Origin of the sequence: Embleya sp. NPDC050493, assembly GCF_044458105.1 — a bacterium.
Classification (GTDB): domain Bacteria; phylum Actinomycetota; class Actinomycetes; order Streptomycetales; family Streptomycetaceae; genus Embleya.
In genome coordinates, this window is record NZ_JBITHP010000019.1 from 125,147 (window position 1) to 144,714 (window position 19,568).

General features: G+C 71.1%; 16 protein-coding genes. 6 read left to right on the forward strand and 10 right to left on the reverse strand.

What is annotated here, in order from left to right; translation table 11 throughout:
* Positions 1–43: 43 nt before the first annotated feature.
* The 3 genes from ACIBM5_RS30750 to ACIBM5_RS30760 all read right to left on the reverse strand — a co-directional run bounded on the left by ACIBM5_RS30750 (position 44) and on the right by ACIBM5_RS30760 (position 3,725).
* Positions 44–1,093: a LacI family DNA-binding transcriptional regulator gene (locus tag ACIBM5_RS30750; protein ID WP_396009814.1), complete on the reverse strand. Its 1,050-nt coding sequence runs from the start codon at positions 1,091–1,093 to the stop codon at positions 44–46.
* A gap of 170 nt (positions 1,094–1,263) precedes the next feature.
* Entirely contained in the window at positions 1,264–2,499 is a 1,236-nt protein-coding gene (gene larC / locus ACIBM5_RS30755) for a nickel pincer cofactor biosynthesis protein LarC (protein ID WP_396009815.1), read from the reverse strand.
* A complete protein-coding gene (locus ACIBM5_RS30760) occupies positions 2,496–3,725 on the reverse strand; it encodes a lactate racemase domain-containing protein (protein ID WP_396009816.1) in 1,230 nt (409 codons plus the stop codon). Before ACIBM5_RS30760 ends, larC begins: the two co-directional genes overlap by 4 nt.
* A 99-nt stretch (positions 3,726–3,824) precedes the next feature.
* On the opposite strand from ACIBM5_RS30760, the gene ACIBM5_RS30765 reads away from it, so the two are divergent.
* The 4 genes from ACIBM5_RS30765 to uxaC all read left to right on the forward strand — a co-directional run bounded on the left by ACIBM5_RS30765 (position 3,825) and on the right by uxaC (position 8,088).
* Entirely contained in the window at positions 3,825–4,013 is a 189-nt protein-coding gene (locus tag ACIBM5_RS30765; protein WP_396009817.1) for a hypothetical protein, read from the forward strand.
* Positions 4,010–5,383 carry a mannitol dehydrogenase family protein gene (locus ACIBM5_RS30770; protein WP_396009818.1) on the forward strand — a complete coding sequence of 458 codons (1,374 nt, stop codon included), beginning with the start codon at positions 4,010–4,012 and terminating at the stop codon, positions 5,381–5,383. Before ACIBM5_RS30765 ends, ACIBM5_RS30770 begins: the two co-directional genes overlap by 4 nt.
* 163 nt (positions 5,384–5,546) lie before the next feature.
* The gene (larB, locus tag ACIBM5_RS30775; protein ID WP_396009819.1) at positions 5,547–6,263 is read left to right on the forward strand and encodes a nickel pincer cofactor biosynthesis protein LarB; all 717 of its coding nucleotides are present in this window, start codon (positions 5,547–5,549) and stop codon (positions 6,261–6,263) included.
* 421 nt (positions 6,264–6,684) lie between these two features.
* Positions 6,685–8,088, forward strand: a complete 1,404-nt coding sequence (uxaC, locus tag ACIBM5_RS30780) for a glucuronate isomerase (RefSeq protein ID WP_396009820.1) — start codon at positions 6,685–6,687, stop codon at positions 8,086–8,088.
* Between the two features lie 94 nt (positions 8,089–8,182).
* On the opposite strand, the gene ACIBM5_RS30785 is transcribed toward uxaC, so the two are convergent.
* A complete protein-coding gene (locus ACIBM5_RS30785; protein ID WP_396009821.1) occupies positions 8,183–10,588 on the reverse strand; it encodes a S8 family serine peptidase in 2,406 nt (801 codons plus the stop codon).
* A 799-nt stretch (positions 10,589–11,387) separates the two neighbouring features.
* The gene (locus tag ACIBM5_RS30790; RefSeq protein ID WP_396009822.1) at positions 11,388–12,581 is read right to left on the reverse strand and encodes a hypothetical protein; all 1,194 of its coding nucleotides are present in this window, start codon (positions 12,579–12,581) and stop codon (positions 11,388–11,390) included.
* A 168-nt stretch (positions 12,582–12,749) separates the two neighbouring features.
* Between ACIBM5_RS30790 and ACIBM5_RS30795 the strand changes: the two genes are divergently transcribed.
* Entirely contained in the window at positions 12,750–12,872 is a 123-nt protein-coding gene (locus tag ACIBM5_RS30795) for a hypothetical protein (protein WP_396009823.1), read from the forward strand.
* A 255-nt stretch (positions 12,873–13,127) separates the two neighbouring features.
* Positions 13,128–13,709, forward strand: coding sequence for a GNAT family N-acetyltransferase (locus ACIBM5_RS30800; protein WP_396009824.1), 582 nt, complete (start codon positions 13,128–13,130; stop codon positions 13,707–13,709).
* Positions 13,710–13,864: 155 nt separating this feature from the next.
* Here ACIBM5_RS30800 and ACIBM5_RS30805 read toward each other — a convergent pair whose 3' ends face one another.
* The 5 genes from ACIBM5_RS30805 to ACIBM5_RS30825 all read right to left on the reverse strand — a co-directional run bounded on the left by ACIBM5_RS30805 (position 13,865) and on the right by ACIBM5_RS30825 (position 19,550).
* Positions 13,865–15,073: a serpin family protein gene (locus tag ACIBM5_RS30805; RefSeq protein ID WP_396009825.1), complete on the reverse strand. Its 1,209-nt coding sequence runs from the start codon at positions 15,071–15,073 to the stop codon at positions 13,865–13,867.
* A gap of 250 nt (positions 15,074–15,323) precedes the next feature.
* Positions 15,324–15,821 carry a hypothetical protein gene (locus tag ACIBM5_RS30810; RefSeq protein WP_396009827.1) on the reverse strand — a complete coding sequence of 166 codons (498 nt, stop codon included), beginning with the start codon at positions 15,819–15,821 and terminating at the stop codon, positions 15,324–15,326.
* A gap of 412 nt (positions 15,822–16,233) precedes the next feature.
* The gene (locus tag ACIBM5_RS30815; RefSeq protein ID WP_396009828.1) at positions 16,234–16,719 is read right to left on the reverse strand and encodes a ChbG/HpnK family deacetylase; all 486 of its coding nucleotides are present in this window, start codon (positions 16,717–16,719) and stop codon (positions 16,234–16,236) included.
* A 112-nt stretch (positions 16,720–16,831) separates the two neighbouring features.
* Positions 16,832–17,803 carry an alpha/beta fold hydrolase gene (locus tag ACIBM5_RS30820; RefSeq protein ID WP_396009829.1) on the reverse strand — a complete coding sequence of 324 codons (972 nt, stop codon included), beginning with the start codon at positions 17,801–17,803 and terminating at the stop codon, positions 16,832–16,834.
* A 610-nt stretch (positions 17,804–18,413) separates the two neighbouring features.
* A complete protein-coding gene (locus tag ACIBM5_RS30825; RefSeq protein ID WP_396009830.1) occupies positions 18,414–19,550 on the reverse strand; it encodes an LLM class flavin-dependent oxidoreductase in 1,137 nt (378 codons plus the stop codon).
* Positions 19,551–19,568: the final 18 nt, after the last annotated feature.

The window sequence follows — 19,568 nt, forward strand, 5'->3', positions numbered from 1 at the left end:
GTGTCGGCACGGGCACCGCCGCGATCCGCGGCCCCGTAGCGCCTTACGAGCTCGGACGCCGGGTGCGCCGAGCCGGTGCCGTCGAGTCACGGACGACCAGCTTCACCGGCAGGGTCATGGGCTTGCCGGTGCGCGGTGCCGGGTTGCCGCGCGAGGACAGCAGCGCGTCGACGGCAGCCTTTCCCTGGGCGCGCAGCGGGGCGGCGACGGTGGTCAGCCCCGGCCGGACGATGCGCGTGGGGAAGATGTCGTCGAAGCCGACCATGCTGACGTCCTCGGGAACTCGGACGCCGCGTGCCTGGAGGGCGAGCATGGTCCCGATCGCCAGTTGGTCGTTGTAGGCCACGACGGCGGTCGGCAGGTCCTCGGGGAGCGCGTCGGCAGCTTCGCGACCGCCGGCGACCGTGGGCGCGAACGGGCCCACGCGCTGCACCCGCATGTCCAGCCCGGCCGCCGCCTCACGCAGGCCCCGCAAGCGCATGCCGTCCGCCCACGAGGCCTCCGGACCGGCCACATAGGTCACCGTGCGATGACCCAACCGGGCCAGATGCTCCGCGGTCACGCGCATGCCGTGCGGGTTGTCGAGGGTGATGCTGGGGACATCGGCGACATCGCGGTTGAGGACGATCACCGGCCGCTGCTTGGCAGTCATCCGGATGGCCGAGTCCGACAACCGGGTACCCGCCAGTACGAGTCCCTCGACGGCGGGCAACGCCCTTTCCAGGCTGGCGCGTTCCACCCGGTCGGACTCCTGGGCGTCGATCAGCAGGAGGACGAAGCCGGCCTCGGCGGCGGCGGACTCGGCTCCCCGGATGATCTCGGCGTAGAACGGGTTGGTCACGTCGGAAACCACCAACGCGAGCATCGACGTGCGGCCGGTGGGCAACCCCGACGCCAACGGATTGACGCGGTAACCGAGCTCCGCGGCAATGCGCCGGATGCGTTCCGCGGTCGCCGCGTTCACCCGACCCGGCCTGGCGAACGCCCGGGACACGGTGGACGCGGCCACCCCCGCGGCCCGGGCGACGTCGTAGATCGTCGGTGCCTTGCTCCCGCCGGTTGCCGCGGTCGGTGCGCCGTCACGCTCGCTCACCCGATCTCACTTCCATTCGCGGGGAAAACCGCAGGTCCGGGGCGGCGACACCGGGTATCGCACGACCCCATGGCTGCCCATGGCATGGGCGGGAGCGCACTGTACCCCGTTTCGACACCGCCACCCGGCGCGCGGTCGTCCGGGTGGACGCCCGCGCCGGCGCCGCGGATTCAGGCGGGTTCGGGGGCGAGCGTTTGCGGGACGGGGGCGCTGGAGGTCAGGCCTGCCTGGTGGGCGGCGGTGGTGGTGGCGGCAAGGACGGTGTGGACGGGAAGGCCGAGACGGGCGGCGAGGGCGGCGGCGGGGGCGAACTCGGGCGTCGCCTGGAGGATCCTGCCGCCATGATGGCCCACCTTGACGGGAAGGCGGCCGCCGAGGACGTCCACCTGGGTCCAGCCGCGTTGGAGTTCGGTTTTGCGGACCGGCCGTTCGCGCACGCCCAGGGTGGTGGTGAGGCGGAAGACGGCGTCCCGGAGGGGGTGCGCGCCGTGCGGTGGGCACAGGACGGAGAGCGTGTGCGCGGGCCGACCCTTCTTCATGAGAATGGGGGTCAGCCAGGCATCCGAGGCGCCGGCCTCCATGAGGGACGCGAGGACGCTGGGCCATGCGCGCGGATCCAGGTCGTCGATGTTGGTTTCCAGGACGACGGCTTCGGCGGCGTCGAAGGCGGAGTCGAGGGTCGGGGCGGGGACCGGGACGCCGAGGAAGACGCGGGTGACGTTGGGGCGTCCGGGGGTGTCGCGGCTGCCGGCCCCGATGCCGGTTCGCTCCAGACGCAGGTGCGGCAGGGGGGAGCACTCGCGGGCCAGGGTGGTGATCAGCGCCATGCCGGTGGGGGTCGCGAGTTCACCCTCGCCGCCCGCGAACACCTGCCACTCGGCGGCGAGTTCGGCCACCGCGGGGACGGGGACGGGCAGTTCGCCGTGGGCGGTGGTGACGCGGCCGACGCCCAACGCCACGGGACCTGCCGTCAGATCGGTCACGGCGAGGTCGTGCAGCGCGGCACAGACGCCCACGACGTCGGCGATGGAGTCCCAGGCACCCACCTCGTGGAAGTGCACCTCGTCCGTTTCGGTGCCGTGTACGCGTGCCTCGGCGACGGCGAGGCGGGCGAAGGCGGCGAGTGCCGACGCGCGGACCGGATCGGGCAGGGGCGCCTGCTCGATGAGGCGGCGAACGTCACGCCACGTCCGGTGTGCGTGGTCGTCCTCGCTCGGCGTCACCTGGATCCGCGTCGCTCGCATGCCGGCGCGGACGACCTGTGTCCGCGCGAGGCGCACCTCGCCGGGAACCACCGCCTCCACCGCGGCACGCACCGTGCTCAACGCGGCCCCGGCGTCGACGAGGGCGGCGAGCAGCATGTCCCCGGCGATGCCGGCGGACGCATCGACCCACGCGGCCCTCATCGGCGCAACCGATGCAGGACCTCGCCGGCTTGCGGCACGACGAGGGTGTCCGGGTCGGCGGCGAGCGCCGCGAAGTCCACCGCGGAGGGGTCCAGATGGCCGAGGTTCGCCCCGCGGACGACGTCCTCGGGAATGCCGGTCGCGAGGGTGACGGTCAACCGGCAGCGCTCGCCGTGCTCTTCGTCGTAGGTACCCGCGCCGCGCAGGTGTGTGGAGTGCGCCAGGACGCCCCAGTGCAGGTGCTTGAAGCGGTCCCACTGCTTGGTGAAGTAGTCGCGGCAGTGGTAGCCGATCTCCTCGATCTCCGGGTGCATCGCGGAGATCGTCCGCACGTGCGGCGCGTACAGCACGACCTCGCCGCCGTCCGCGACGACCGGTTCGAGCTTGTAGAAGCCTTTCGCCGCGGTCCAGATGTCCTCGTACTTCTCCGGGATCACGGACACCACACGCCGCACCGGGGCGTCGAGGTAGCGCACGTGGACCTGCGCGGACACGTCGGCAGCCGCCGACCAGGCCGCCTCCGGGGTCCCGTACGCCATCGAGTGCAGCGCCCCGGTGCCGGATTCGACCACCACGCACAGCGCGCGCCTGCGGCTCGGGATCAGCGCGGCCGCCTCGTGGATCAGCGCGCGGACCGGGGTGATGCCGCGCGTTCCGATGATCTCCGCGCTGGTGATCAGGGCCCCGAGCCAGTGCGACAGGTCGATGATGTCGGCGCCCGCGACGCCGGGGAAGAAGTACTTGTCACCGCCGGAGAAGCCGACCACTTCGTGCGGGAAGACCGGGCCGACGACCAAGGCCACATCGTGGTCCACGACGGCCCGGTTGAGGCGCACGTCGACCTCCTGGCGCAGCAGCCCGCCGGACAACTCGGCCACGCGCTCGGCGCCGATCGTGCCGACCGAGGCGAACGTCGACGGCTCCCACCACTCGTGGTTGAGCACGGTCATGCCCGGCAGCGGCGGGACATGGGCGGCCAACTCGGCCTCGCCCATCGGCGCGTGCGTACCCAACGCGACGAGCACCGTCAACCGGGAGACCCGGCCGTACAGCGCCTCGTGCACCGCGGCGAGCAGCAGCGGAAGCGGGCAACTGCGCGTGGCGTCGGGCACCACCAGGCATACGCTCCGGCCGTCGAGATCCTCGTCGGCCAGTTGTTCGGCGACGAAGGCTCGCACCCGGGCCTCGGAAAGGACGGTGTCCGGCCCACCGATCTGTGCTGTCATGGCGGCCAGAGGACCATGGCGTCCGACGCGGTGCAAGTGCCCAGGGCAACACATGGCAACCGGTTGCCGCACCGGGCCGACGGCAGCGAACATGCCGTCATGCCAAGCCCCCACTCCGACCGACTACCTCCCGTCGCCCCCGGTGTGCGGGCTCTCACCCGGCGCCGCGACGAGACGGTGCGCGACCTGCCGATGATCCCGTCGCCGCACCGGCTCGACCGGAACCAGGCATTCGAGGCGGCGGCGGAACCGGTGGGCGTCAACCCGCGAAAGGTCTTCGAACTGTGACCGCCCGACCCGCGACCCGGCCCCTGTCCCGTGCGGTGGACGGACGCCCCGCCGCGCCGGTGCGCATGCTCCACCTCGGCCTGGGCGGCTTCTTCCGGGCCCATCAGGCCTGGTACACCGAGCACGCCGGCGACGCCGACCGGTGGGGGATCGCGGCGTTCACCGGGCGCAGCACCGCGATCGCCGAGCGGCTGACCGCCCAGGACGGGCTCTACACGCTGGTCACCCGTGCTCCCGACGGCGACCGCTTCGAGGTGATCGGTTCGCTCACCTCGGCGCACCCCGGCGGCGACCACGCCGCGTGGCTGGACCACTGGCGGCGACCGGAACTCGCGGTGGTCACCCTGACGGTCACCGAGGCGGCGTACACCCGCGCCCCCGGGGGCGGCCTGGACACCCGACGCGCCGACGTGAGTGCCGATGTCGCCGCACTCCGCGCCGATCCGAACGCCCCGGTGTCGACCGTCGCCGCGCGGCTGCTGGCCGGGCTGGCCGCCAGGCGGCTTGCGGGCGGCGACCCCGTGGCCGTCGTGCCGTGCGACAACCTGCCGGGAAACGGCGAGGTCACCGCACGGGTGATCGGCGAACTGGCGGACGCGATCGGGCGCCCCGGATGGCGCGAGGCGGCCGCGCACGCCTCGTACGTCGGCACCATGGTCGACCGCATCACCCCGTGGACCACCGCGGACGACGTGGCCGCCACCACCGACGCGACCGGGCGCCGCGACGAAGTCCCCGTCGTCACCGAGCCGTTCACCGAATGGGTGCTGAGCGGCGAGTTTCCGGCCGGGCGGCCCCGCTGGGAGGATGCCGGTGCCCGCTTCGTCGCCGACGTCACGCCGTACGAGGAACGCAAACTGTCGCTGCTCAACGGCGCCCACTCGCTGTTGGCGTACGCGGCGCCGCTTCGCGGGCACGCCACCGTCGCCGAGGCCGTGGCCGATCCGGTCTGCCGGGTCTGGGTGCGCGAATGGTGGGACGAGGCCTCGGCCCACCTGGACTTCCCGGAAACCGCGCTGGCCGGCTACCGGGACGCGCTGACGGCCCGCTTCGCGAACCCGCGCATCCGGCACACCCTCGCCAAGATCGCCGAGGACGGAGCCCAGAAGATCCCGGTGCGCGTGCTTCCGACGCTCTACGCCGAGCGGACGTCCGGGGCGATGCCGCCCGGCGCGCTCCGCGTCATCGCCGCGTGGCTGCTGCACCTGCTCGGAAGCAACGGGGTCCCGGTACGAGACGCCGCAGCCCCGGTCCTCACCGGATCACCGTCCGACGCCGCGCACGCGGTGCTGGCCTTCCTCGATCCCGCCCTCGCCGGAGACACCGAACTGGTCGAGGCGCTCACCGCCCGCGCCTGGGAACTCACCTGACCGAGGACATCGAGGTGCCGGGCGTCGAGGACGCGGCGCCAGTGCCGGCGACCTGCGCGAGGCGGCTCCGGCGATGGTCCGTGCCGCCGGGTTCCGGAGGGTCGCCGTCGAATTCGCAGGCATGCAATCGGGCGCCTGCACGCTTTCCTGATCGGAGTTCGCCATGGCTGAATCGTTCGCACGTCTCGATCACGACCGGGTCGACCGGAGAGGATATCCGGAGGCGATCTTCTGTGAGGGCAAGACCCCGGAGCAGGTGGGCGCGATCGCCGCCGAGCTGCGCGAGCGCGGCCGGGCGGTGGCCCTGTTCACCCGCGCCGGTCCCGAGCACGCGCGGGCCGTCCTCGCCGAACTGCCCGACGCCCGGCACGAGTCGGACGCCAGGTTGTTGGTGTGGCCGCCCGAACCGCCCGCTCCGGAGGGAGGTCTCGTGGTCGTGTTGGCGGCGGGCACCTCCGACCTCCCGGTGGCGCTCGAGGCCGAACTGACCGCACGCTATCTGGGACGGCGCTGTGAGATGGCCGTGGACGTGGGCGTCGCCGGCCTCCACCGCGTGATCGGCATGCTCGACCTGCTGCGTTCCGCCCGGGTCGTGGTGGTTGCCGCGGGCATGGACGGCGCGCTGCCCAGCGTGGTGGCGGGGCTGGTCGCCGCGCCCGTCGTCGCGCTGCCGACCTCCGTCGGCTACGGAGCGGCCTTCGGCGGCCTGGCCCCGCTGCTGTCGATGCTCAACGCGTGCAGCCCCGGGGTCGCGGTCGTCAACATCGACAACGGCTACGGGGCCGGGCACCTCGCCGCGCAGATCGCGGCGCCATGCCCGCCGGCGCCTTCCACGCCGACGGGCGGCGCTCCGTCGTGGGGGTCGGACGGTCGGGAATGAGCCGCGCCTTGTGGCCGGCTACCCCCGTCGCATGGCCGAAGTCCTGGACGGGCCTTGCCGATCGGCGCCTGTGAACGCACCCGCACGCACGGGTTTCCTGCCCACGAGCCCCGCACGCGAGCCCTCGTGTTCAAGCCGCTGCACGTGAGCCCTCGCGTCCAAGCTCGTGCACACGCGCCTCCGCATCCGAGCCTCTGTACACGAGCCCTCGCATGCGAGCCCTTGCAGGCGAGCTTTCGCATCCGAGCCCTTGCGCGCGAGCTTTCGCGTCCGAGCCCCTGCGCGCGAAGTTTCGCGTCCGAGCCCCTGCGCGGGAAGTTTCGCGTCCGAGCCCTTGCGCGCGAGCCTCCGCATATGAGCTATCGCGGCAACACATGACAACCGATTGCCGTGGCCTCCGCTGCGGACAACCATTCGGAGTATGCCCTCCTCACTCCATCCCGACCGGCTCCTGCCCGTCGACGCACAAGCACGCGCCGTCGCCCGCCGTCTCTACGAAGCGGTCCGCGACCTGCCGATCCTGTCGCCGCACGGTCACGTGGACCCTCGGTTGCTGGTCGAGGACGAGCCGTTCAGCGATCCCGCGAGTCTGCTGATCTCCCCCGATCACTACGTCACGCGCCTGCTGCACGCCTGCGGCGTCCCGCTGGACGAACTCGGGGTGGGGCAGGGGCCGTTGCCCGAAGAGCAGGCCCGCCGGGTGTGGCGCACGATGTGTGAGCACTGGACCGCCTTCCGAGGGACTCCCGTCCGCTACTGGATGGAGGCGGAACTCGTCGAGATCTTCGGCGTGACCGAGCGGCCGGCCGCGGCCACGGCCGACCGGATCTACGACCGGATCGCCGCGCGGCTGGCCGAACCGGCCTTCCACCCGCGGGCACTGTTCCGCCGCTTCGGCATCGAGGTGCTGGCCACCACCGACGACCCCGCAGACGATCTGGCCGCGCACCGGGCACTGGCCGCCGACCCCGAGTGGACGGCGCGGGTCGTCCCCACGTTCCGACCCGACCGCTACCTGGAACCCGGTCAGGGTTGGGAAAAGGCCGTGGCGCGCCTGGGCGAGGCCGCGGACATCGACACCTCGGACTACGACGGCTACATCCGGGCGTTGGAAAATCGACGACGCCACTTCATCGCGCACGGCGCCACCTCCGCCGACCACAGCCACCCGGACGTGGGCACCGAACCGCTGACCCACGGCGAGGCCGCCCGCATCTACCGGGCGGGCTTGCAGGGCACGGCGAGCGAAGCCGAGAGCGTCGCCTTTCGCCGACACATGCTGCTCGAGATGGCCCGCATGTCCTGCGACGACGGCCTCGTGATGACCCTGCACCCCTCCGTGCGCCGCAACCACCACACGCCCACCCACCACCGGTACGGCCCCGACACCGGCCACGACATCCCGCTGCGCGCCGAGTTCACCGACGCCCTGCGTCCGCTCCTGCACAGGTACGGAACCGCCGAAGGATTCCAGCTGATCCTGTTCACCCTCGACGAGACCGTCTTCACCCGGGAGATCGCTCCGCTGGCCGGGTTCTACCCGTCGGTCTACGCGGGCGCCCCGTGGTGGTTCCTCGACGCCCCCGACGCCATCCGCCGATTCCGCCGCGCGGTCACCGAGACGGCGGGATTCTCCCGCACGTCCGGCTTCGTCGACGACACCCGGGCCTTCTGCTCCATCCCCGCCCGACACGACATGTCACGTCGGCTGGACTGCGGCTACCTCGCCGAACTGGTCGCCGAACACCGACTCGACGAGGACGAGGCGATGGAGACGGCGGTGGATCTGGTCACGGTCAACCCGCGAAGGGCATTCAAGCTGTGATCACCGCCGTGACCCGAACCCCGGGGAACGCGCACGGGAATCGAGCCTGCCCGGGGAACGCGCACACGAATCGCGTCCGTCCGGGGATGGGGCATCACCGGGGCGGCTTGGCGGGCACCTCGGTACGGGTCGGGGTGGACCACACCTGCCCGCTCACCGGACCCAGGTTCCCCTTCGCGGGATCGTCGGGAACCGGAGGTTCCAGAACGGCGCCGCCGTCGCGCACCGCGAGCCAGCCGGTGGCCGGGCCGGCGGGACGGCCTTCGAACGGGCGTCCGGCAGCGAGCCGCGGGTCCACCTGCTCCCACCCGGCGCCGGTGAGCCGCCACAGGCCGGACGAGGAAACCGTCTTGCAGGGTTGGCCCGGCGACATGGAGTACCCGGACATGCTCGCGTAGAGGGTGTCGCCGTTGAAGAACACCTCGTCGAACATCTGGCCGGCGGGCGGCTCGGGCTTCGCGAGTTCCTTCAGATCACCTCCGCCGAGCACGTAGACGCCGTCCGGGCGCCCGCACATGGCCCAACCGGTGACGACGGCGATCCGTTCCCCCGTGGCGCCGACCGCGATGTCGGTCAGCACCCGGCCGGCGACCTCGTGCGATGCGCCGACCCGGCCGGAGACCGGATCGACCAGCCACAACCGCTCGAGCGCGTGCGCGCCGCCGGAATCCATCACGACGAGCTTGCCACCGACCGCGCCCTGCAACATCTTCGAACCCACCGCGCCGGCCGGGTACGCGGGTCGCGTCGAGCCGAGTTCGTCGAGCGTGTGCGCGTCGTAGCGGGTGAGCGTGCCGTCCGGGTCGACGCGGAGTACCAGGTCGCCGCCGGGGGCACCGGTGCCGGGGTCGGTGACCGTGACGTTCTCGACGAAGGCGGGCGAGGTGTTCTTGTCGGCGCACCAGTCGCACGGCTTCTCGACCAGGCGGGTGTCGGGGCCCGCCCACGAGAACAGGGTGCGTTCGTCGGCGCCGAGGAGCAACGTGTGATCCGCCGACCAGGTGATCCACCGCAGCGGCGCCTGCGGATCCACCCGGCGTACCGGGCGGGGCGTGCCGCCGTCGAACGCGAACAGCGTGCCGTCCTGCACGAATGCGGCCTGCGTGCGCCCGACCGGGCCGGCCGGGCCGGTGGGTGTGGGGGACGGCGCCGTCCGGAGTCTGTCGATCATCCCGGGGATGTTCAGGAACCCGTGGCCGGCGCCTGGCTTCGAACGGTCCTTCCAGCTCACCCGGTTGGGGTCGGCGGTGTCGATCAGCGCCCGGGCGATGTCGTCGCCCTTCGCCTGTCGGCTCACGAAACGGCCGATGGCGGCGGCCGCCGCGACGTGCGGGGCGGCCTGCGAAGTGCCCCTCAGCCACTTGTACTTGCCACCGGGATACGTGGATATCACCGTGCCGTCGTGTCCGACGTTCGGCGGCAGCAGGAAATTGTGCTCGCCGCCCGGGGCGACCAGGTCCACATCGCCGTTCTTCGTGGAGTACTTGGTCACCTCCGTGTCGCCTTTCACCGCGCCCACCGCGACGACGCCGTCCAACGCGGCCGGGACCTGCCGCTGGTCGTCCTCGTCGCAATCCCCTTCACCGCTGCCGCAGTTCCCGGCGCTGGAGACCAGGACGACGTCGTTGTGCCGGGCGAACTCCACCGCCGCGGCGGCGAACGCCATCGCATCGTGGTAGTCGGGTTGCCCGTAGAGCGCGAGGGGACTGCCCAGGGACATGTTGGCCACATTCGCGCCGTGGTTGACCGCCCAGGCCAAGCCGACCGACCAGGACGGCCCCCGGTCGTTCGCGTGCTTGAGGCGCACGGGTACGTCCAGCACCGACACGCCCGGCGCCACGCCGACGATGCCGCCGTTGTTCCGACGCGCAGAGATGATGCCGGCCACGTGGGTGCCGTGACCGTCCGGGTCCGGCTCGCCTTCCCCCTCGTAGTGGCGTCGGCCGACGACCGCGCCCGCGAAGTCCGGGTGGGCGGCGTCGATACCGGTGTCGATCACCGCGACCACGACTCCGGTGCCGTCGGGCCACGGGAGTTCGCTGGACTTCTCCGGAACTCCGAGGGCGTCCAGGGCCCACTGGTCTTCACGCTCGCCGTCGGCCGCGTCGGCCTGTGCCGGCGGGGCCACCGCGGCGACGACGACCCCCGGATCCCGCGCCAACACGGCCTGCCGGCCTCCGACATCGGCGGCGGGCAGGTACTCGGTCGTCGTCGACAGGCACGTTCCGTCGACGCGCAACACGTCGAGGGCGACGAGGCCGGGCGCCCCCGGACCCTTCCCGGGCGCGGCGGCGCAGGATGGATCAGGCCGCGCGCCGCGGATCTGCGCGAGTTGGCGCTCGCTCAGCACGTCTTCGGCCCGGACCGCGGGACGCGCCGCGGCGCCACGCTCGTCGCCGCCACGCAGCACGACCACCAACACGGTCGCCACCACGGCCAGGACAAGGAAGACGGCCGCGGCGCCCAGCCCCCAGCGGCGACGTCCGCCCGGCCGCCTCACCGGCCACCCGTCGTCGGCACCGTCGTCGGGATCATCGTCACCATCACGTCGTCACCGTCATCGTCGCCCATGCCGCCCCCGACTTCGCCCGCACTCGTCGGCCGTCCCGGTTTGACCGCCGACGATATCGCGCCACGCGGGGAGTCGGGGATGATTCCGTGCCGACTTCAAGATCGGCCACGGCAACGACCATCGGCTCGTGACCCCGAAGGAGATCCGCGCCACCCTGGCCACCCTCGCGACCCGGCCGCCGTCCGCGTGGGCGGAAGCCCATGCCACCACGCCGCGAAGGGACGAACCGATCGACTTCCTGCACCGATTGACTTCCTGCACCGATCGACTTCCGGCACCGGGCGAAAGAGCATGGGGGCTTTCGCGTGAAGTAGACCCGTCGGACGCTTCCCGGTGTGGATTCCGTCGAGAAGACATGCGGTACACGAAGTTCGGCGTCCCGCGCGGGCGGCGACACGTTGGTTGGAACTCGGTCACGGTCGTCGGAACCGGAGCGCCCAGTGCTCGAATCGATCGTGGGTCGAGCGTGTCTCGAAATGATCGGGCGTGCGCCACCAGCGCCTGGTGGAACCGGGTCCCGGTGGCGTCAGGTTGGGAGGTACGGGCAACTACGGTGGATCCCACTCCAGTTGCCGCCGGACACGCCAGAACACCCTTGGCCGGGGGGCCGAGGAGGTGTTCGGGCGGCGACCGGAGCGGGTGGTGTGTGGGGTGGACGCGACGCGCACCGTACGTGCCCGGGCGTCGATGCCCCGTTCCGCCCGATCCCTCGCCATGGAGCGCCCGCCTACATGTGCCCGCGAGCCGGGGCGGGGTCATCCAGACGAGCCCCGATCTGTGCGGCTTCGGTGGAGAGTCGATTGTGACGCAGCTGACGCTCCAACTCGCGCAGATGTGCCCGCGGACGGACCTCGAAAAGGGCAATCGCGAGCATGAGTCGCACCCTTCCCCCGAAATCCGTGACGGTTCCCTCGCGCGCGGGGATGGGGGTGTAGGGACCCAGACGCAGGATGCGGTAGAGGTCGACGAGGTACTCCACCGGCAGGGACCGCGCGGCTTCGCGCAGCCCGTCCATGGCCCACTGCGGTTTGTCCTGCATCAGGAGAGTCATCGCCGAATCGACGACGCTCCCGACGTGAGGCTTCGGAGGGACCTCGAGAGCGCGGGACCGCTCGATCTCCCGGCGGAGCCCCTCCATCTCGCGCAACGCGCCCTCCAGCGACTGCTTGGCCGCGCTGGCCTCGGCACGCGTTCGGGCCACCTCGGCTTCGTCCCGGTCGGTGATTCCCGTGTCCGCAGCCTCCAGTTGGCGCTCCAGCATGTCGCATTGCCTCTCCGCCTCCAGCGTCCGGCGGTGGGCGTCGGCCAACTCGCCCTCGAGGCGACGTACCTCCCGGCGCAGCCGTTCGCATTCGGCCTCCAACCCGGAGCGCTCCTCGGCACCGGCCTCCAGCGCCGCGTCGACGGACGCCCGCTCGGCCGCGGCCGTCAGGCGCAGCCTGCGCATCCGGTCCTGCAGATCACTGATCCGATGTTGACGATCCCGTACGGCGTCCGTCAGGACCTCTTCGCGCAACGCGGCCTGACGAGCGTGCTCGTCCGCGAGTTCGAGCCGATCCCGAAGCAGTTGCACCTTGCACCGCTCGGGATCCTCGGCCCGCAGGACCTCGTCGTACAAACGCCGACAATGCTGCTCCGCCTCCAGCGTCAACGGCACGCCCCGATGCTCGTACGCATCGCTGAGCAGGTTGCCGACGAAGGTCATCGGAGGAATGCGAGTCCCGTTCAGATAACGCGACACCGTGGCCGGGTCCAGATGCCGTCGCGCCCCGTACCGCCTCACCGAGATCCCCAACGTCTCGAACAATCTACGCAACGCCTCGGCGAATTCCCTCCTGGGCGCGATCAGGTCGCCCGCCAACGGCCGCAACGCACCGGAGAATCCCACACCCGTGCCCGCAACCCGCGATTCGTCCCGCACGATCCCCTCCAGAAAACCCCGCGTCCGACCCCGGGCCGGGTGTTGCCGGCAATCGGCAACACCCAAGGCGCCGTTGCCAACGCATCGGCAACGCGTAGCACCCGCGGCAACACCCTCCGAAGCTCGACGGTAGTCCCGACGAAGTCCAAGAACAGGAGAACGACGACCATGACCGCCAGGCAAGCCCACAAAAACGCACCCACGCATTGGACCCACACCGTCATCGGCGGCGCGATCTCGGGAGCGGTCCGCGCCGTCCTCGCGTGGGCACTCACGCGCTGGACGAACTAGCCACCCGCGTCCGGGGCCCGCGCCGGAACCGTTGTGTGGTGGCTGGTGGTTGCTTGTGCCGAGTGCAACCAGTGCACCGCGGACAGGCTCCCGCGGCGCCTGCCCGAATCAGCGCCCGCCACGGCATCGCCCCGCACGATCGGCTCACCCCAACTCGCCCACGCCGTCCGGTAGGCGGCGCCTTGGCCATGCGGACCGGGGCCGGGATCGGATATTCGGTGTCTGCCCGCCTCTTGAGGACGCAAGATGGTGCGCATGACCTTGGCCACCCCCATACTGCACACCGCTCGCCTGCGACTGCGCCCCTTCACCGAGGCCGACGCGGACCACCTCTTCGCGCTGCACGGCAGCACGTACGTGATGCGCTACTGGGACTCCCCGCCGTGGAACGAACGGGCCCGCGCAGAGCGGTTCATCAAGATGTGCCGGACGATGGCGGACGACGGCACCGGAGCTCGGGTGGCCATCGACCGTGCTTCCGACGGGGCCTTTGTCGGCTGGTGCGGTCTGACCGCATGGGACGAGAACCATCGCAGTGCGTCCTTGGGTTACTGCCTCGGCGATGCGATGTGGGGCAACGGCTTCGCGACGGAGGCCGCGCACGCCTTGTTGGAGTGGGCGTTCGACACACTGGACCTGAATCGGGTTCAGGCCGAGACCGATACGCGCAACGCGCCATCCGCGCGGGTCCTGGAGAAGATCGGATTCGTGCGTGAAGGCACGCTGCGGGAAGACTGCGTCGTGAACGGCGAGGTATCCGACTCGTGGGTGTTCGGGTTGCTCAGGCGAGAGTGGCAGCCGTCGGCCGCGCCATCCGGTCCTACCTCCAGGCCGTGACCGTCGGTTCGATCATCACCCACCGCTCATCCGACAAGTCGGCGGCGTACGGCTCTCGCTCCATGCCCCGCGTCTCGGCATGGGCACGCCCAAAGGGCCGTCGACCTGACAATCGGTACGCCGATCGAGCGCTCACGAGCCGAGGAAGATCGGACTCAACGTCCGTTCAGTAGTCGTCGGAGGCTTCCTCGAAGGTATCGGGATCGGTGACCCAGCCTGCGTTGAGGACGAGTCGAGAGGTGCGGTGCAGGGCGAGGAAGGCGGAAGGGGCGATCGAAGCGGACGCTGATCTCGCGGGTCCGGAAGGCGTGGCGCGGGATGCCGGTAGCGATTAGGGAGAAGGTGGCGACGGCTGCGGAGCGAAAGCCGCGCGCGCCGAAAGTCGCCGTCATCGTCTGCGCGGCTTGCCGGATGGCCAGGGGTTCGGCGCTGATGCCGGGAAAGTGGTGCTGTGAGACGTCCATTGCCGTGCGCAGGCCGAACAGGTCGGCGTGGGCACGGAGATCGTGGTGGGCCTTGACGGTGAACGCGACGGTATCCACGTGGAGGGCGGGTTCGCCGTCGACACTGGGGACGCGGGCCACGGACAGCCCAGGGCCCGGTGCGCCGTCGGGGAGGCAATCGCCGGGGACGGTCGCCCGTCGGTTGTGGAGTGTGGCCACGGCGGCAGCCAGTACCCGGTCTGCGGTGGCTTCGGGAGTTCCGAGGTACAGGTGGACGTCGATGCCGTGGGCGCCGACGACCTGAAGTTCGGTGAGCGGGCCGGCCGCCGTGTCCGCGACACCGACACGGTTCAAGAGACCTGAAGTTCGGGACAGACCGGCCAGAACCTTGCCGCGCCAGGGACCTGTCTCGGCTTCGAGTACGCCTGGGATGAAGGGCCGGACCCAGTCGGTGCGGAGGGTCAGGGCGCAGGCCGGCACCAGCCGGATCTCGTCGTTCACCGTGATCGGCATCGCGTCGATCTGCCCGTCCGTGCACGTTGCCGCCCAGGAGTCGAGGTGCAATCGGTCGCGGGCGGGGTCGCCGGTGAGTTGCCCGTGTACTTCGGCGGGCAGTTGGTCCAGCCAGGTCGGTTCGATGGGCAGGGTGTCGCGAGTGAACAGGCCCAGGGCCATGCTCAGGCCACGCATGGCCCCGAGAGTGGAGAGCAGGTCTCGTGCCGCCGTTGCGCCGTCGTCCGCCGGGACGCCGAGTGCAGCCGAGAGTTCCTGCCGGGCGGGACCTGCGGCACCGGCGGCGAGGAGACCGAGCAAGGGCCACACTCCGGCTGCGGCAAGTACCGTGCTCTTCTCGGGCCGGGTCGCGGCGGCCCAACGCGCGGTCAGTCCGTTGATGGCTTCGACCGTGCCGTGACCGACCATGTTTGCTTGCCCTTTCGTCGCTCTGGGATCCCCGCGAGAGTAGAGCCGTAAGTGTCGACCGGCGAGCGCATTTGCGCATCGCGCGATGCGGCCACTCGGCCACTCGGTGACGCCGGTGACGCGGTGACGCGGTGATCGTGGGGCGCGTCGGCGTTGCACACCTGCCGACCTCTGCTACCGCCGGCTCGCGGCGGGCTCCGAGCAGGAGCGCCCACCGACCCGGCGTACCGGCGGTGGCCCGGGGGCACGTTCAGCAGGCGTCCCAGCGCCACGTTCCGGCCTCGAGGGTCCAGGGTTGGGCCTGGCGGTCGAGGGTGGGGACGCCGACGGCGTAGGTGACGCGGGCCCGGTCGCCGTGCATTTCGTCGATCTTGATCGTCCTGACCGTCAATACGCCGTAGACCTTCTCGGCCTGGTCGACCATCGCGTTGTACTCGGCTTCGGTGGTCTTGCCCTGGCATCGGGTCGACAGGATCGTGTAGGCGCCGGGGCCGTCGCCGGCGAACATGCGCGCGGTGTAGGCGCGGACGGCCGTCTCCAACGGACCGGTATCCGGGGCGGCGACGGTGGGTGCGCGGTCCGCCGGTAGTGGGACCGAGGTCACCGTGCCGGCGGGTGGGCGGCCGTCCGGGTCGGCGGAGGTGGCCTTCCTGTCGTCGTCTCCACCGTCGCAGCCCGCGGCGAGCAGGAATGCCGCGACCACGGCGGTGGCGGTGGCGGTGGTGGTGTGTCGGATGATGCGTCGCATGTTGCCCCCTGGTGTGGATGTCCCGAGAGTTGGACGGGCGGCGGCGGCAGACGGTTGTACCGGTCGGCAGATTGTGTACCGCGCCCACAACGGGGCCGGCCCGTGCGGGCGTTCGGTCACCGATGCAGCGACAGGCGGAGTTGGTCGCCGAGGACGCGGCGCGGTCGAGGAACTCTCGCCGCGGGTGTACCGGCGCGCAGACGCGGCGGAATCCGCACACGCGGACCTATTGGCCGTGTGTCGGCATGCACGGCAGGCGGAGAACGTCCGGGGAACCGGATCGCGCGCTACGCGAGTTGATCGACGGGAACCCTCCGCGATCCACGTCGCGGTGCCCCACGTCGACCCGACCGATGATCCACCTGGACGAGCACCAGGGTCGCCACGGTGAACACGGCGCTGCCCGGCGCCGTCAAGCCCGGCCCGACGCCGGGAGTCGGCGGACACGATCGCCTCCGGCGAGTTCGACCTCCTCGACGAGGACCCGCGCCGGCCCACCGCGGTTGTCGATCACCGGCAGGCCGCGCTGCCGCATCCTCTGGCGTCCAGCTGCGAGCCAGACCCGCACAGCCAGGCCGCACTCCGTGGCCAGAGCCACGGTCAGGTCGAGGATGTCGTCTCGTCCGCCGTCCGCCAGGCAGCGGAAGTCCGGGTGCGTCGGCGTGAGCCCGGCGTCGATCTGCGCGCGGAACTCGAGCTCGACCTCATCGAGACGGGCCCGGGCGAGGAGCTCGCAACGTCCTTCGGGGGCGAGCGTAATCAGTTCGCCCGCATCGTCGAGCAGGGAGGGTACCTTCGCGTGCGAGGCCAGTGGGCTCCACCGATGCTCGGTCGTATCGCAGACCGACGTGAGGTGGATCCCGAACGGGATATCCGGTCGTCGACTGGGAAGATGCACGGCTCATTGAACCGCTACCGGGCACGGCCGCCGTGTGTTGAGCCGAGGTCCCGGCGATCACCATGCCGGGTCCTCGGTGTGCACGCGTGCCGGAGCGGCCTTCCGGCGTGGGTCAGAGTATGCGGATGGGATCGGTGGGCGGGGTGATGGCCGGTGACACTCGCTCGACGGTACGGCAGTAGGGCAGGCCGCCCAGTGGCTTGCCGGCGAGGAAACGGGTGATCAAGTCGGCGGTCTCGACGGTCCGTTCCAGGATGAGCATGTGGTCGGCGCTGCGGATCTCGGCATACCAGCTGTCGGCACACGCTGCTGCCATCCGGCGGCACAGTTCGGGGGTGGTGAACGAGTCGTATTCGCCGGTCACGGTCAGGATCGGTGTTCGAGGCGGCCGGCTGGTGTCGAGGGCCTGATGGGTGAGCAGGCGCAGGGTATTGGTGTACATCTGGTGCGCCTCCGTCGCGGAGAGGTTGAGGATGCGGCGCAGCAACAGAGCGCGGATGCGGGTGCCGTTGGGGATTTCCGCGAGGTGATCCGGCGTCATGAGCAAGTCGACCGAGGCGTGCGCGTACGTCTGCATGTCTCCTGCGGCCAGGTGTTCCAAGGCGCGGCGCATCGCGGCCTGCGCGTGGTCGGGGACCGCCGTCATCGTGCCGACCAGGACCGCGCGCCCGACCCGGTCGGGGTGCCGCCGGGCGATCTCGTAGGCGATGGCGCTTCCGTAGGAGCCGGCGAGGATGTTGACCTGCCCGGCACCGCATTCGTCGAGTATGTGGCAGACGGCGTCGGCCAGGAAGTCCACGCCGTAGGTCTCGGGCAGCGGGTCGGCGGCTCCCCAACCGGGGGGATCGACGGTGAACACGTCCATGCTTTCGAGGAACACCTCCTCGCAGCGTCCCCAGGATTCCTTGCGCTGGAATGCCCCACCGATGAGCAGCACAGGCGGGAAGTACGGGGCGGTTGCGTGGATGGCGCGTGATTCGCAGGAGAAACCCTGCCAACGATGTGTCCGCACCAGTGCCTCGCCCGGTGGCGGAGCGGTCTCGGCGAGGTGAGGCGTCTTGAGTGGCGCGCCGGAGTAGATCACGCGAAGGTGAACGATCTTCGGTGTCCGGGAGTCACGCCCCTCGTTCTGCCGGGTGGCTCACACCTCCCGACCGGTCGCACGCAGTTCTCCACGCTTCGGGTCGGGTCGGGTCGCGAAGGACGCCGCACCCGGACTGTCGTCTTTCCCGCTGGAATCCCTCCGGGTTCGGGGCGTGGCGCTCCTGCCGGCTCGGGAGGGGGTTGCTGCGGGCGATCCGCTCGGCCGTCACCGCCGTCGTGTTCCCGATGGGATCGTGCCCTCGACCGGATCGTGTCCTCGGCCGGATCGTGTCCCCGACCGGTCGGCAGAGCGTTGGCCCCGGGGGAGCCGGGCCGCAGCGTGACCCAACTCCTCCATTCCATGCGGGAATCGCTTCATTGCGAAGCTGGGGACGACGGACGAGCCGACGCCCAGGGGGAGTTGCCGGTCGTTGCGGTCCACATGGCGTCCGAGGCCAGGGTAAAGGCCAGGACACAGGCCGAACCAGACACGCAGGCCGGCCGTGCTGCGGGCGTCGGCGTCGGCGTCGGCGTCGGTGTCGGCCGTGGTGCGGCGGCCCGGTTTCAGCGGTCAGGCCGACCGAGCGCAGGTGGCGGGTTCGTCCCGCCGCCTACGACACGTCCCGGGCCACGACCGCGCGTTCCTCGTCCGGGTGCCGCCACAAGCCCTCCGCGGCCAGCCTCGGCAGCACCCCTTCCCCGAACCAGTACGCCTCCTCCAGGTGCGGATAGCCGGAGAGCACGAATTCCTCGATTCCCAACGCCGCGTACTCCTTGATCAGTTCGACGACTTCGGCGTGGCTCCCGACCAGCGCCGTGCCCGCGCCCCCGCGCACCAGCCCGATTCCGGCCCACAGGTTGGGATGGATCTCCAAGCCGTCCCGGCTGCCACCCCCGTGCAGTGCCAGCATCCGCCGCTGCCCTTCCGACTCGCTGCGGGCCAGCCCCGCCTGTACGGATCTCACCGTTTCGGGATCGAAGCCGGCCAACAGCCGTTCCGCCTCCGCCCATGCCTGCGCCGAGGTGTCGCGGGTGATCACGTGCAGGCGGATACCGAAGCGCAGCACGCGCCCGTGTTCCGCCGCCAGCCCGCGGATCCAGGCGATCTTCTCCGCGACCCGGGCCGGTGGCTCGCCCCAGGTGAGGTACACGTCCACGTGTCGGGCCGCGACCTCTCCGGCAACGGCCGAGGAACCGCCGAAGTACACCTCGGGCACCGGATCGGGGACCCGGGCCAGCGTTGCCGCCTCCACCCGGAGGTGGTCGCCACGCACGTCGACGGTCTTGCCCTCCCACAGGCCGCGCACGATCTCCAGGAACTCACCGGTACGCCGGTAGCGGGCGTCCTTGTCGAGGAAGTCGCCGAAGGCGCGCTGCTCCTGGCTCTCGCCTCCGGTGACGACATTGAGCAACAGCCGCCCACGGGTGTGGCGTTGGAAGGTGGAAGCCATCTGCGCGGCCAGCGTCGGCGAGACGAAACCGGGCCGGAACGCGACCAGGAACTTCAGGCGTTCACTGTGCTGGGCGACCATCGCGGTGGTCAACCAGGCGTCCTCGCACCAGGCGCCGGTGGGCGTGAGCGCACCGACGAAGCCGAGATCCTCGGCGGCGCGGGCAATCTGACTCAGGTACGCGACCGTCGGCGGCCGGTCCCGCCCGGAGGTGGTGACCGGAGCCCCGTGGCCGCCGCCGACGACATGCCGGCTGTCACCGTTGGTGGGCAGGAACCAGTGAAAGGTGAGGGACACGGGAAGACTCCGCTTGGA

What these genes read in the sequence shown, in the direction of transcription:
- ACIBM5_RS30765 (WP_396009817.1), top strand. Translation starts at nt 3,825, where the DNA reads ATGCCAAGCCCCCACTCCGACCGACTACCTCCCGTCGCCCCCGGTGTG.
- ACIBM5_RS30795 (WP_396009823.1), top strand. Translation starts at nt 12,750, where the DNA reads ATGACCGCCAGGCAAGCCCACAAAAACGCACCCACGCATTGGACCCAC.
- ACIBM5_RS30810 (WP_396009827.1), bottom strand. Translation starts at nt 15,821, where the DNA reads ATGCGACGCATCATCCGACACACCACCACCGCCACCGCCACCGCCGTG.
- ACIBM5_RS30805 (WP_396009825.1), bottom strand. Translation starts at nt 15,073, where the DNA reads ATGGTCGGTCACGGCACGGTCGAAGCCATCAACGGACTGACCGCGCGT.
- uxaC (WP_396009820.1), top strand. Translation starts at nt 6,685, where the DNA reads ATGCCCTCCTCACTCCATCCCGACCGGCTCCTGCCCGTCGACGCACAA.
- larC (WP_396009815.1), bottom strand. Translation starts at nt 2,499, where the DNA reads ATGAGGGCCGCGTGGGTCGATGCGTCCGCCGGCATCGCCGGGGACATG.
- larB (WP_396009819.1), top strand. Translation starts at nt 5,547, where the DNA reads ATGGCTGAATCGTTCGCACGTCTCGATCACGACCGGGTCGACCGGAGA.
- ACIBM5_RS30760 (WP_396009816.1), bottom strand. Translation starts at nt 3,725, where the DNA reads ATGACAGCACAGATCGGTGGGCCGGACACCGTCCTTTCCGAGGCCCGG.
- ACIBM5_RS30800 (WP_396009824.1), top strand. Translation starts at nt 13,128, where the DNA reads ATGACCTTGGCCACCCCCATACTGCACACCGCTCGCCTGCGACTGCGC.